This window comes from Amycolatopsis sp. BJA-103 (genome assembly GCF_002849735.1).
Classification (GTDB): Bacteria; Actinomycetota; Actinomycetes; order Mycobacteriales; family Pseudonocardiaceae; genus Amycolatopsis.
On record NZ_CP017780.1, the window covers coordinates 5845334 to 5858271 of the forward strand.

Genomic DNA, 12938 nt, shown 5'->3' on the forward strand with positions numbered 1-12938 from the left:
CTCAAGACCCACTTCGGGGATTACCTGCACGCGGGCCATAAGCGCTGGGTAGGGTCCCTGCTTGCCGGTTTACGCGGCCCGGTCGGGGCCCTGACGACAAGCGAGTGAACATGATCCAAGGGGGAGTGCGGGGCTTTCGCCGCCCGGCTCTGATCGCGGTCGTGGTGGCGCTGGCCCTCGGGCTGAGCGCGTGCAACGACAAGGGAAGCTCGACGGCGGGCAAGGAAGGCAGCCAGCCGGGCGCCGGTGACGTCGCCGGGCTGCCGATCACGCATTTCGAAAGCGGGCTGAAGCCGGACGCCCCCAAGCCGGACCTGCAGGTCCGCAACGAGGACGGCTCCGAAGACGACCAGCTCGCCATCGCCGCGATCGCCGACGCGCAGACCTACTGGACCGAGGTCATGCCGCGCGACTTCGGCCAGCAGTACGAGCCGCTGAAGTCGCTGCTGTCCTACAGCGCGCGGACCGACGACGAAGACACCAAATGCGGCAGCGTCAAGGGCCTCATCAACGCCTTCTACTGCCCGCCGGACGACTCGGTGGCGTGGGACCGCGGCGTGCTGCTGCCGATGCTGCGCGAGCGGTTCGGGAAGATGGCGAGCGCCGTCGTGCTCGCGCACGAACTCGGGCACGCCGTGCAGTACCGGCTCGGCGAGAAGGCCAGCATCAAGAAGAACACCCCGTCGATCGTCAAGGAACAGCAGGCCGACTGCTTCGCGGGCGGCTACTTCCGCTGGGTCGCCGAGGACAAGAGCAAGTTCTACCGCGTCTCAACCTCCGAGGGCCTCAACCAGGTCATGGCGTCGCTGTTCCTGATCCGCGACCAGGCGGGCACCAGCGCGACCAAACAGGGCGCGCACGGCACGGCGTTCGACCGCACGTACGCGTTCCAGGTCGGGTTCGAGAAGGGCCCGAAGGAATGCGCCGCGATGAACGAGGAGAACATCAAGGCGCGGATCACCGAGCGCCCGTTCGACAAGGGTGACAAGGGCAAGGGCGACGCGAAGCTCGACGCCGAGATCATCGGGATCCTGAAGAAGAGCCTCGACGACGCCTTCAAGGGCGCCGGCGTCCCGGGCCCGGAGATCACCGAAGACGGCAACGGCAGCTGCTCCGGCGGCCCCAGCACCCCGCCCGCGTCGTACTGCCCGTCGAACAACACCGTCAGCATCGACATGGCCAAGCTGCGCGAACTCGCCCAGCCGGTCGACCAGCAGGCGGAATGGGAAAGCGGGCACAGCGAGGGCAAGGGCGACTTCGCCGCGTTCTCGGAAATCGCGTCCCGCTACGCGATGGGCATCCAGAAGGGTGTCGGCGCGTCGATCGACAACGCGAACGCGGGACTGCGCACCGCGTGCCTGGTCGGCGCGTGGGCGAAGGCCAGCTCGGTACCCGGCGCGACGCTGCGCCTTTCCGCCGGTGACCTCGACGAGGCCATCTCGGACCTGCTGAGCCCGGAGAGCCTGGTCTCGGCCGACGTCAACGGCAAGCGCGTGGAGAACGGTTTCGAGCGGATCGAGGCGCTGCGGAAGGGCTACCTGGAGAGCTCCTCGGTGTGCTCGACGCAGTACGGCTGATCGTGACCGGTCCGGTCATGGCTCCCTGAAGTGAAATGAAAGTCCCGTTCATTGCAAATTTTGCAATGAACGGGACTTTCATTTCATCCGGGGTTGCACGACCGACAAGTACGTGCGTGCCCGCCTCAGTACAGCGCGCTGGCCAGGTCCCGCCGCGCCTTCATGACCCGCTCGTCCGCCGAGTCGAACAGCTCGAACAGCGCCACCAGGTGCTCCCGCACCTTGTTGCGGTCGTCGCCCGCGGTACGCCGCACGGCCGCGATCAGCCGCGCGAAGCCCGCTTCGGGCTCCTGCCCGGCGACTTCGAGGTCGGCCGCGGCGAGCTGGGCGTCGAGGTCGGCCGGTTCGGCGTCGGCCTTCGCGATCGCGTCCGGGCCGGCGGCCTCGGCGCGGGCGGTGAACTTGACCTGCGCGAGCGCGGTCTTGGCGTCTTCGTTCGCGGGCTCGACGTCGAGGATGCGTTCGTAGGCGGCCTGCGCCGCGGCGAAGTCACCGCGTTCGAAGGCCTCTTCGGCCTCGGTGAACCGCACGTCCTCCGGGACCTCGACACCGCCGCCGTTCTCCTCGGCGGCCTTGATGCCGGGCAGCCGGTCGCGCAGCGCGTCGAGCAGCGAACCGAGCCACTTGCGGATCTCGGGTTCGGGCAGCGCGCCCGAGAACGCGTCGACCGGCTGGCCGCCGCCGATGGCGATGATCGTCGGGATCGACTGCGCGCCGAAGAGCTGCGCGATGCGCGGGTTGGCGTCGACGTCCACCTTGGCGAGCACCCAGGCACCGCCGGACTCGGCGGCGAGGCGCTCCAGCACCGGGCTGAGCTGCTTGCAGGGCCCGCACCATTCGGCCCACAGGTCGACGACCACCAGCTGCTGCATGGATCGCTCGACGACATCGGTCTGGAAAGTGGCTTCGGTGACCTCGATCACGGCACCGGCCGATGGCGCCGCACCGGCCGATGCGGCGCCATCGGCCGCGGGAGCCCTCGGTGGGGCGGGAGGCTGTTTCTGGGGCGCCTCGGCACGCGCCTTGAGCGCGGAAAGGTCGACCGCGCCGGAAAGCGCGGCGGAAAGGGCCGCCGTCTTCGCTGCTGATCCGCGTGGGTGTGTCACGGTTCCATCCTGGCACGCATACCCGAGCGTTTCACCGCATGCCCCCGGGTGCCCGCTTGGCAGGACGGTCCCGGTCCGGCAGGCTCGCTGCGAGGAGGTGATCGACATTCCGACACGCCGGACGGCCACCGTGGCCGTCGCGATAGCCATCGCCGTCACCTGGGTGAGCGTCATCACCGTGCTGATCGCCCATCAGCCCGACCCCGGCGTCGAAAGCCCGGGAAAGCTTCGAGAGGACCTCACCGCCGCGCTCAACGAGCACGACGCCGAGGCCTTCTCCGAGCTCGTCGACTATCCGCCCGCGTCGGCGGGCGACTTCGCGAAGTCCTATGTCGACGCGCTGGCCGGCCGCGGTTTCCACGACGTCACGGTGAAGTTCGCACCGGACGACCTCGCGCCGACTTCGGCGACCGTCAGCGGGAAACTGGCCGACGGCAGCGCGTTCGGCTATCCGGTGGCGGTCGCGGTCAAGGACAAGCTGTGGTTGCTCTCCCTCACCCCGCCGCTGCCATGACGAAGCGCTGACCTAGTCGCCCAGGTGCTTCTCGACGCGCTCCACCTTGGCGGTCAGCTGGCCTTCGTAGCCCGGCCGGATGTCGGCCTTGAGCACCAGACCGACCCGTGACGAACCTTCACCCGCGGCCTCGACGGCCCGCTTGACGACGTCCATGACCTGATCCCAGCTGTCACCCTCGATGTTGGTGAACATCGCGTTGGTCGAATTCGCCAGGCCGGACTCGCGCACCACTTTCACCGCACGGGCGACGGCTTCGCTGACACCGCCGTCTTCCTCGGTCGCGGACGGGCTGACACTGAAGGCCACGATCATCTTCTGCTCCTCGTTCAGACACTTTTCCCACGCATAACACCCGGTCGTGCGGCATGGCACGGGTACCCGCTGGTAACTTCGATCGCCATGAGCCGTCCGTTGCCGTTCGACCCGATCGCCCGCGCGGCGCAGCTGTGGGAGGCCCGCATCGGGCCGTCCGAAACCATGGCCGCGGTGACCGGGATCATGCGCGTGCAGCAGATCATCCAGTCCGCGGTGGACGGGGCGCTCAAGCCGCACGGGCTGACCTTCGCCCGGTACGAGGCGCTGGTCCTGCTGACCTTCGCCCGCGCCTCCCACCTGCCGATGCGCGTGATGGGCGAGCGGCTGCAGCTGCATCCGACGAGCGTCACCAACATCGTCGACAGGCTGGAGAAGGACGGGCTGGTCAAGCGCGTACCGCATCCGACCGACCGCCGGACCACCTTGGTCGAGATCACCGACGAAGGCCGCGCACGCCGCGAAGAGGCCACGAAGGCGGTCACCGAGATCGACTTCGGGCTGACCGGGCTCACCGGCAAGCAGACCGAGCAGCTGACCGACCTGCTCACCAAGGTCCGCAAGGCCACCGGCGACTTCACCGAATAGCCCCGCAAGCGCGTGAAGGCCCCTTTCCCTCGGTTGAGCCGAGGAAAGGGGGCCTTCACGCGATCAAGGAAAGATCAGACGGCGGCGGGTTCCGGGGTCCGGTCGAACAGGCCGACACCGCCGTGCGACAGCCGCTGCGGGCCGTCGAGCTTGCCGTTGCGCAGCGCCCAGGACTCGAACAGCCAGGTGAACAGCGGCGGGATGCTGGAGAGCAGCGCGAGGATCAGGGTCTTCGGGCGCCAGCCGAGCGGCTTCGCCACGGAGAGGGAGACCAGCACGTAGAGGACGAAGACGACGCCGTGCACCATGCCGAGGACGGGAACGCCGCCCTCGCCGAGCTCGACGGCGTACTTGAGGAACATCCCGACCAGCAGCCCGGCCCAGGAGAGGGCTTCGGCTACCGCGGCCACGCGGAATACTAGAGCGGCCTTGCTGGACACTTTCTCCTCCTGTGGGGTCTCACCACTACGTGTGTTCACATGACTACGTCCGACGAGCACTGTCCAAGGCGGACTCGCCAGGGACGTCAACAGCGCTGTCGGACGTGGTAATACCAGTGTGAGGCGTGACGGCCCTCACCGGAACACCGGGGGCCGTGATGCTCCTCACGACCCCCGGTGCGAACCGGTCTAAACCACTCGGATCACCCGGCGCAGGGCGACTTCGGCGCCCCTTCGGGACCGGTCGCCCACGTCGCCTTCGCGGCGTCTTCGGTGAGCTTGAAGTCCAAAGTGGTCCCTCGCGTCAGCTGTTCCAGCCCGACATAAGCCCGCTGCGAACCGGATCCCAGTCCTTGGACGTACTGGAGCTTCGACGGATCCGCGCCCGCGGCCTTGATCGTGATGTCGCGGCCGTTCTCCAGCCGCACCACGGACTTCTCGAACCGCGGCGCGTTGAGCACGAACTGCCCGGTGCCCGGCACCGCCGGGTACAGGCCGAGCGCGCTGAAGACGTACCACGCGGACATGGTCCCGAGGTCGTCGTTGCCGGTGACACCGTTGGGCGCGTTGGTGAACAACGTGTGCGCCGCGCGGACGACGGCCGAGGTCTTCCACGGCTGCCCGGTCAGCGTGTACATCCAGGGCGAATGCAGATCCGGCTCGTTGTTCGGGTTGTAGCGGAACTGGTTGTAGTAGTTGTACGGGCCGACGACCCATTCCTCGCGCACGGTCTTCGCCGGATCCTTGACCAGGTCCCCATAGGCGAAGAAGTCGTCGAGCCGCTTGCCGACGTTCTCCTTGCCGCCCATGCGGTCGACGAGACCGGGGACGTCCTGCTGGGTCAGCCATTGGTACTGCCACGACGTGCCCTCGTGGAACCCGTCCTGGCTCTGCGGGTTGAACGGCTTGCCCACCGGGCTGAACCACTCGCCGCCTTCGAGCTTGGGCCGGTAGAAACCGGTGAAGCCGCGGTCGGTCACCGACGAGTCCCACAGCGTGCGATAGCTGCGTCCCTTCTCCGCCAAGGCCTTCGCGTCGTCCTTCTTGCCGAGACCGGCGGCCATGATCGACAGCGAGCAATCAGCGAGCGCGTATTCCAAGGTCGCCGAAGCGCCGTGATCCGGGTCGGTGTCCTGCCCCTTCTTCGGGAAGTCCTTGTCGTACTGGACGAACCCGTCCTTCTGATAGCTGGCGTTCCCCGCACGGCCCTGAAACGGCGAAGACGCGGGCGGGATCTCCCGCGAGTTCTGCAGAAGTGCCTGGTACGCCTTGAGCTCCTGCCCGGACAGCGCGCCGAAGCGCCACAGGTCGACCAGGAACGGGGTGACCGGATCGCCGGTCATCGTGTTCGTTTCCTGGTTGGCGTAGGCCCAGCGCGGCAGCCAGCCGCCCTGATCGTGAATGGCGAGCACGGACTTCGCGACGTCCTTCGCCCGCGACGGCCGCAAGAGCGCGAGCAACTGGTTCTGCGTGCGATAGGTGTCCCACAACGAGAAGAACTCGTAGTACGTCCAGCCCAGCGCGCGATGGATCTTGTCGTCGAACCCCCGATACCGGCCGTCGGCGTCGTTGCCGGTCAGCGGCTGCAGCAGCGCGTGGTAGAGCGAGGTGTAGAACACCGTGCGGTCGTCCTTCGCCCCGCCCTTGATGTCCACCGAGGACAGTTCCTTGCGCCAGGCACGCTGGGCGCCGTCGCGGACCGCGTCGAACGAACGGCCCTTCTCCGAGGCCAGGTTGAGCTTGGCGCCGAAAGCGTCCACATGGGAGATCGCCGTCGTGGCGGTGACCTGTCCGCCGCCGAAGGTCAGCCAAGCACCGCGCAGGCCCTCGCCGCCAGCGGACTCCTTCGAGCCGGGGGTGCCGCCGGCGGGCGACCACGTGCCGAAGGATTTGAACGGCTTGTCGAACGTCGTGGTGAACCAGGTCTTGTACGGTTTCCCGCCGCAGAACGCCTGCGACTCCACCATGCCTTCGACCGTCCGGTCCCCGACGACGCGGATCTGGCTCGCCGTCACGGGTTCCTTGTCGTTGGCCTGTCCGACGTTGACGAAAACGTTCGCGTCGCCCGATTTCGCGAAGGTGTACCGCTCGACCCCGGTCCGCGTGGTCGCGGTGGTCTCCGCGTCGACGCCGCCGTAGCCGGTGAGCCGCACCTTGTAGTAGCCGGGCTTACCGACCTCGCCCTCGTGTGTGTACGGCGAGGCGTACTTCTTGTGGTCGAAGGTGTCGGCCTTGGTCGTGTCGAACGCCGCGCCGGGCCCGACCGAACCGGTCGTGGGCAGGGACGACACGAGACCGCCCTGCTCCCAGCAGCCCGCGCCGGACAGGAAGAAATGCCCGAAGCCGCGGATCGCGGTGTCGTCGTAGCGGTAGCCGGCGTAATGCGACGAGATCGGGCTGACCTGTGTCATCCCGAACGGGGCCGAGGCGCCGGGGAAGGTGTTGCCGTCGTCCTTGGTGCCGATGAAGGTGTTGACCGCGTCCACGGGGTCGCCACCGGGCGCCGCAGCCGCGACGGGCGTGAGCAGCCCGGCGGGGACGGTGAGCGCGATGAGCAACCCGGCGATGCGGGTCGAAGTGCTTGCGGGCATGGGAAAGGCCGCCTCCTGACAACGTTGTCGCTGCTTGTTCACCTTCGGCAAGAACAGACCACCTGGTCAAGAGGTCCGCCAAACCCTGTCCGATTCAGGACAAGGACCACGCGAACGGCCGCATCGGATACACCCGGCAGTAACGGTTCGAACTCGGAAAGCGTCTCCAGGACGAACCGGGCATTGACATCATCGCGTCGCTCGCGTTCAATTCCCGCCACTATGACAACGTTGTCTTCCAGCGGACCGGACAACGGCCACCGCACCACCAGCCGACGGGCCACGATGAGTGACGTGGCCCGCCTCGCGGGCGTGAGCATCAAGACCGTCTCGCGGGTAGTGAACGACGAGCCCGCCGTCCATCCGGACACCGCGGAGCGCGTCATGGCGGCGATCGAGCAGCTCGGGTTCCGGCGGAACCTCGGCGCGCGCAACCTGCGGCGCGGCTCGACGACCGGGACGATCGGCCTGATCGTCGAAGATGTCGGGAACCCCTTCTATTCGGAACTCAACCGCGCCGTCGAACGCATCGCGACCTCGTTCGGCCGCCAGGTGCTGACCGGTTCGTCCGAGGAGAACTCCGACCGCGAACGCGAACTGGTCCTCGAGTTCTGTTCCCGCCGCGTCGACGGCATCCTCGTCGTCCCCGCCGGGATGCAGCACGGCTACCTGGTCCCCGAGATGCGCGCGGGCACGCCCGTGGTGTTCCTCGACCGGCCCGCCGGCGACATCGTGGCCGACACGGTGCTGGTCGACAACATCGGCGGCACCGTCGAAGCGGTCGCCCACCTGGCGAAACACGGTCACCGCCGGATCGCGTTCCTCGCCGACAGCCCGGACATCTTCACCGCGGGCGAACGCCTGCGCGGGTTCCGGGAAGGCTGCGTCCGCAACGGGATCCCCTACGACGAGAGCCTCGTCGTGATGCGGACGCCGACGGCCGAGGGGGTCGGTGACGCCGTGCGGCGGCTGCTCACCGGGCCGAACCCCGCCACCGCCGTGATCGCGGGCAACAACCGTGTCGCCGTCCATCTGCTGCGCGCGCTGGCGCACGCGGAACGGCGTCCCGCGATGATCAGCTTCGACGACTTCGAACTGGCGGATCTGCTGGATCCGCCGGTCTCCGTGATCGCGCACGACGTGAGCGCGCTGGGCCGGGCGGCCGCGGAACTGCTGTTCGCCCGGGTCCAGGGAGATCAATCCGCACCGAGAAAGGTAGTTCTGCCCGTGCATCTCGTAGCCCGCGGTTCCGGGGAGGTCGCGCCCTCATGAGCGGTCACCTCGAACCGATCCGCCTGCCGGCGAACCAGCCGCCGCAGTTCTACCGCGGCGGCGACGCCATCGCCGCGTTGCGGGGCGCCACTTCCGAGTCCAAGTTCGGGCCCGAAGACTGGGTCGGCTCGGCCACCACGATGTTCGGCCAGGAGACCAACGGCCTGACCAAGCTCCCCGACGGGGCCTGGCTGCGCGACGCGGTCCGCGAGAACCCCGGCGCCTGGCTCGGCGCCAAGCACGTCGAGGCACTCGGCGACTCGACCGGCCTGCTGGTGAAGCTGCTCGACGCGGGCCAGCGCCTGCCGGTGCACTTCCACCCGTCGGATTCGTTCGCCCGGCGGCACTTCGACTCGCATTTCGGCAAGACCGAGGCGTGGATCGTGGTCGGCACCTACGGCGACGATCCGCGCGTCTACCCCGGTTTCAAGGAGACCGTCGACAAAGCGACGGTCAACGAATGGGCCCGGTCCCAGGACGCGCCCGCCATGCTCGAGGCGCTGAACAGCGTCGCGGTCACCCCCGGCGACACGGTCTACATCCCGGCCGGGCTGCCGCACGCGATCGGCGAGGGCGTGTTCGTCGTCGAACTCCAGCAGCCGACCGACTTCTCGCTGACCCTGGAATGGCGCGACTTCCTGGCGGACCCGGAGAAGGCACACCTCGGGATCGGCTTCGAGACGGCCATCGAAACCCTCGACACCTCGGGCTGGGACGAAGAACGGCTCGGCTCGATCGTCAAGCGCACCGCGGGCGACGAAGCGTCCACTGTGGATCTTCTCGCCGACGGCAGTGACGCGTTCTTCCGTGCCGACCAGCTCCGTCCCGCTGTTTCCGGCTCTGTTGTTTCAAGTGCTGCGACAACGTTGTCACTCGACCCGTCCTTCGCGGTGCTGGTCGTCATGGACGGTTCGGGAACGCTCCGCACCGAACACGGCGGCGAGTACGCCTTGCGCAAGGGCGAGACCTACGTGATCCCGCACGACGCCGGTCAATCCACTGTGGAGGGTGACGTCACGGTCATCCGCTGCCGTCCGCCGGCCCCCGAGAAGAGGGAGCGGTCGTGAGCGAACTCCTGCTCGACGCACAGGACCTGGTCAAACGCTACGGTTCGGTGGAAGCGCTGCGCGGCGCGTCGTTCCAGGCGCGCGCGGGCGAGGTCACCGCGCTGATCGGCGACAACGGCGCCGGGAAGTCCACTTTGGTCAAATGCCTGTCCGGCGCGGAGCAGCCGACGTCGGGCAAGATCCTGCTCGACGGCGAGGAAACGCATCTGGACTCCCCCACCACCGCCCGGCGGATGGGGATCGAGACGGTGTACCAGGACCTCGCGGTCGCACCGGAGCTCGACCCGGCCGCGAACCTGTTCCTCGGCCGGGAGATCCACCGCAAGGGGATCCTCGGCAAGCTCGGGATGCTCGACAAGGCCGAGATGCGCCGTCAGGCCGTGGAGGAGTTCCAGCGGCTCGGTGTGACCCTGCAGAGCACCGACGTCCCGATCGGCTCGCTTTCGGGCGGGCAGCGGCAGAGCGTCGCGGTCGCGCGGTCGGTCGTCTGGGCGTCGAAGGTCGTGTTCATGGACGAACCGACGGCCGCGCTCGGTGTCGTGCAGCGCGAACGCGTGCTCGACGTGATCAAGAAGGTGCGGGACAAGGGCATCGCCGTCGTGCTGATCAGCCACAACATGCCCGAGGTGCTGTCGGTGTCCGACCGCATCGAGGTGCTGCGGCTCGGCAAGCGCGTCGCCCGGTTCACCGGCGCCGACACGAAATTGGAAGACCTGGTCGCCGCGATGACGGGCGCCCTCGTACAAGAGGAGGCGGCGTGACCGTGTCCACTCCGGCGAAGAAGGACCCCGGGATCCAGTCCTCCGTGGACGGTGGTTTCGGCAAGCGATCGATCGGCCAGCGGCTGATCGGGGCCAACACGTTCTGGATCGCGCTGGTGCTGCTGGCGCTCATCATCGTGTTCACCGCGATCGCGCCCGCCGAATTCGCGACGCTGTTCACCTTCCAGACGCTGCTCATCGAGACCTCGGTGCTGCTGGTGCTCTCGGTCGGCATGACGTTCGTGATCATCACCTCGGGCATCGACCTGTCGGTCGGTTCCGTGCTGATCTTCGCGGGCATGGTGGCGGGCAAGACGATGGAGGCGATGAGCCCCGGCGGTGACGCGACGAAGGCGGGCTGGGACGTCATCCTCGTCGGCCTCCTGGCCGCCGTGGTCGCGGGCACGGTCTGGGGGCTCGTCAACGGTTTCCTGATCGCGGTGGCCAACATCCCGCCGCTGATCGTCACGCTCGGCACGATGGGTGCCGCGCTCGGCGCCGCGTACCTGCTGAACAACGGGTCCGACGTGCGCAGCGTGCCGACCGAGCTGAACAAGACGCTCGGCTACGGGACGTCGTTCGGCGGCGTGCCGAACCTGGTGCTGGTGGCCGTGGTGATCACGCTGATCGGCGCCTGGTTGTTGCACACCACCAAATTCGGCCGCTACACCTTCGCCGTCGGTTCCAACGCCGAGGGCGCGCGACGGGCGGGCATCGGGGTGACCGCGCATCTGCTGAAGGTGTACACGCTCACCGGTTTCCTCGCCGGTGTCGCCGGTTTCCTTTCGCTGGCGTACTACGCGTCGACGACGATTTCGGCGCACACCACGGACAACCTCAACGCCATCGCCGCCACGGTGATGGGTGGCACGAGCCTCTTCGGCGGCGTCGGTTCGGTGCTGGGCACGGTGATCGGCGTGTTCATCCCGGCCGTGCTGAAGAAGGGCTTCAACATCACGCAGGTCCAGGACTTCTGGCAGATGATCGCGGTCGGCGCGGTGCTGATCGCCGCGGTCTGGTTCGACCAGCGGCGCCGTCGTCGCCGCAACTCTCGCTGAATTTCCCTACGCACAAAGAGGTGCAATCCCCATGAAGAAGACCCTGCTCGTCACCGGTGCCGTCCTGTCCGCCGCCGCCTTGCTGACCGCCTGCGGTGGTGGCACGGTCGGCGGATCGTCCTCCGGTGACTCCGCCGCGAAGACCAACAACAAGAAGCTGTCGCTGATCCCGGGTGTGCAGGCCGAGCCGTTCTACATCTCGATGCAGTGCGGTGCCGAGGCCGAGGCCAAGAAGGCCGGCTACGAGATCACCACGCAGGCGCCGCAGAAGTTCGACGCCGCCATGCAGACCCAGCTGGTCAACGCGCTGGGCTCCAACCCGCCCGCCGCGCTGCTCATCGCGCCGACCGACGCACAGGCGATGCTCGCGCCGATCCAGCAGGTCAAGAGCCGCGGCGCGAAGGTCATCGAGGTCGACACCGCGCTGAAGGACACCAGCGTGGCGGAGTCGTCGATCTCCTCGGACAACGCCGAGGGCGGCAAGCTGGCCGCCAAGACGATGTCGGAACTGGCCGCGGGCAAGACCGGTTCGGTGCTGGTGCTCGACACCATCGCGGGCACCTCGACCACGAACACCCGCGCGAAGGGTTTCGAGGACGAGCTGAAGAACTACCCGAACCTGAAGTCGGCGGGCGTGCAGTTCACCCAGAACGAGCCGGACCAGGCCGCGTCCAAGGTGACCGCCGCGCTGGCGTCCACCCCGGACCTGATCGGCATCTTCGCGACGAACCTCAACACCGGTGAGGGCGCGGCGACCGGCCTGCGGAACGCGGGCAAGATCGGCGCGGTCAACCTGATCGGCTTCGACGCTTCGCCGTCGGAGATCGAGGGCCTGAAGAAGGGCGAGTACCAGGGCCTCATCGCGCAGGACCCGGCCGCCATCGGACAGCAGGGCGTGCAGCAGGCCATCGCGGCGCTGGAGGGGAAGCCGGTCACGCGCAACCTGACCGCTTCGCTGCACTCCATCACCAAGGCCAACATGGACGCCAACGCGCAGTACTTCTACAAGCAGAGCTGCTGACGCCGGGCTCGCAAGCTGCGGTCGGTGGGTCCCTCGCGTGACATGAAAGGCCCGTTACTTGCAAAATTTGCAAGTAACGGGCCTTTCATAGCGTCTCTGGACCCACTCACTCCGAGAGCTCGACCACCCCAGCGGGAGCGAAGCGGGCGAGAGCCGCGTAGAGCGCCGCGCCCCCACCCAGGTGCCCCAGCGCGTACGCGTACTCGCCGTCTTCAAGCAGCACCTCAGGCCCGGAACCGGTCCATTCGAGCCGGTAGTGCCACCAGTGCATCCATCGCCCCACCCGCCGCTTCTCCCGCCACACCCGCAGCCGCGTGACCTCGGTCCACCGGACCTCGAACACGCCCGGCACCGAGAACCCCGTCGCCGAAACCACCAGAGAAGCGGCCGAGCGCCGCAGCGCGAGCAGGATCACCCCCGCGAAAGCCACGCAGAAAAGCCCGAACACCACCTGCGAGAACAGCCACACGACACCGCCCGCGCCGAAGGCCACGAAGCCCGCCCAAGCGAGCCGTCGCATGACGACGTCCAACCGCAGCACCACGGCATCACCGGTGACCATGCCCGGAGCGTAACCGCCGAAACCACGCACCGACGTTAGGATCTAGCCCTCGACGTCGCGGAGGAG

At 67.9% G+C, this 12938-nt stretch carries 13 protein-coding genes; 8 read left to right on the forward strand and 5 right to left on the reverse strand.

Features of this window, described 5'->3' with window-relative positions:
• The first annotated feature begins 104 nt into the window (after nt 1–104).
• On the forward strand, nt 105–1577 hold the full coding sequence (locus BKN51_RS25500) for a neutral zinc metallopeptidase (protein ID WP_101610048.1): 1473 nt from the start codon (nt 105–107) through the stop codon (nt 1575–1577).
• Between the two features lie 125 nt (nt 1578–1702).
• Here the strand turns inward: BKN51_RS25500 and BKN51_RS25505 are convergent, their stop codons facing one another.
• Nucleotides 1703–2683 carry a tetratricopeptide repeat protein gene (locus BKN51_RS25505; protein WP_101610049.1) on the reverse strand — a complete coding sequence of 327 codons (981 nt, stop codon included), beginning with the start codon at nt 2681–2683 and terminating at the stop codon, nt 1703–1705.
• 97 nt (nt 2684–2780) lie between these two features.
• Between BKN51_RS25505 and BKN51_RS25510 the strand changes: the two genes are divergently transcribed.
• Nucleotides 2781–3197 (forward strand): hypothetical protein, encoded by a 417-nt coding sequence (locus tag BKN51_RS25510; RefSeq protein WP_101610050.1) that lies wholly within the window; start codon nt 2781–2783, stop codon nt 3195–3197.
• A 12-nt stretch (nt 3198–3209) separates the two neighbouring features.
• Here BKN51_RS25510 and BKN51_RS25515 read toward each other — a convergent pair whose 3' ends face one another.
• The gene (locus BKN51_RS25515; RefSeq protein ID WP_101610051.1) at nt 3210–3512 is read right to left on the reverse strand and encodes a thiamine-binding protein; all 303 of its coding nucleotides are present in this window, start codon (nt 3510–3512) and stop codon (nt 3210–3212) included.
• A gap of 87 nt (nt 3513–3599) precedes the next feature.
• Between BKN51_RS25515 and BKN51_RS25520 the strand changes: the two genes are divergently transcribed.
• Entirely contained in the window at nt 3600–4100 is a 501-nt protein-coding gene (locus tag BKN51_RS25520) for a MarR family winged helix-turn-helix transcriptional regulator (protein WP_037341773.1), read from the forward strand.
• A gap of 74 nt (nt 4101–4174) precedes the next feature.
• On the opposite strand, the gene BKN51_RS25525 is transcribed toward BKN51_RS25520, so the two are convergent.
• Complete coding sequence (locus BKN51_RS25525) at nt 4175–4540, reverse strand: DUF3817 domain-containing protein (protein WP_101610052.1); 366 nt, start codon at nt 4538–4540, stop codon at nt 4175–4177.
• A gap of 203 nt (nt 4541–4743) precedes the next feature.
• Nucleotides 4744–7131, reverse strand: a complete 2388-nt coding sequence (locus BKN51_RS25530) for a GH92 family glycosyl hydrolase (RefSeq protein ID WP_101610053.1) — start codon at nt 7129–7131, stop codon at nt 4744–4746.
• Between the two features lie 285 nt (nt 7132–7416).
• On the opposite strand from BKN51_RS25530, the gene BKN51_RS25535 reads away from it, so the two are divergent.
• Genes BKN51_RS25535 through BKN51_RS25555 form a run of 5 tightly spaced genes read left to right on the forward strand, consistent with a single transcriptional unit; the run spans nt 7417 to nt 12310 of the window.
• The gene (locus tag BKN51_RS25535; protein WP_101610054.1) at nt 7417–8403 is read left to right on the forward strand and encodes a LacI family DNA-binding transcriptional regulator; all 987 of its coding nucleotides are present in this window, start codon (nt 7417–7419) and stop codon (nt 8401–8403) included.
• Nucleotides 8400–9470 carry a class I mannose-6-phosphate isomerase gene (locus BKN51_RS25540; protein ID WP_101610055.1) on the forward strand — a complete coding sequence of 357 codons (1071 nt, stop codon included), beginning with the start codon at nt 8400–8402 and terminating at the stop codon, nt 9468–9470. Before BKN51_RS25535 ends, BKN51_RS25540 begins: the two co-directional genes overlap by 4 nt.
• Nucleotides 9467–10231, forward strand: coding sequence for an ATP-binding cassette domain-containing protein (locus BKN51_RS25545; RefSeq protein ID WP_101610056.1), 765 nt, complete (start codon nt 9467–9469; stop codon nt 10229–10231). Before BKN51_RS25540 ends, BKN51_RS25545 begins: the two co-directional genes overlap by 4 nt.
• Nucleotides 10228–11289, forward strand: a complete 1062-nt coding sequence (locus BKN51_RS25550) for an ABC transporter permease (RefSeq protein WP_101610057.1) — start codon at nt 10228–10230, stop codon at nt 11287–11289. The genes BKN51_RS25545 and BKN51_RS25550 overlap by 4 nt, the downstream gene beginning before the upstream one ends.
• A 31-nt stretch (nt 11290–11320) precedes the next feature.
• Nucleotides 11321–12310: an ABC transporter substrate-binding protein gene (locus tag BKN51_RS25555; protein ID WP_168214386.1), complete on the forward strand. Its 990-nt coding sequence runs from the start codon at nt 11321–11323 to the stop codon at nt 12308–12310.
• 106 nt (nt 12311–12416) lie between these two features.
• Here BKN51_RS25555 and BKN51_RS25560 read toward each other — a convergent pair whose 3' ends face one another.
• Entirely contained in the window at nt 12417–12872 is a 456-nt protein-coding gene (locus BKN51_RS25560) for a hypothetical protein (RefSeq protein WP_233222986.1), read from the reverse strand.
• Nucleotides 12873–12938 lie beyond the last annotated feature (66 nt).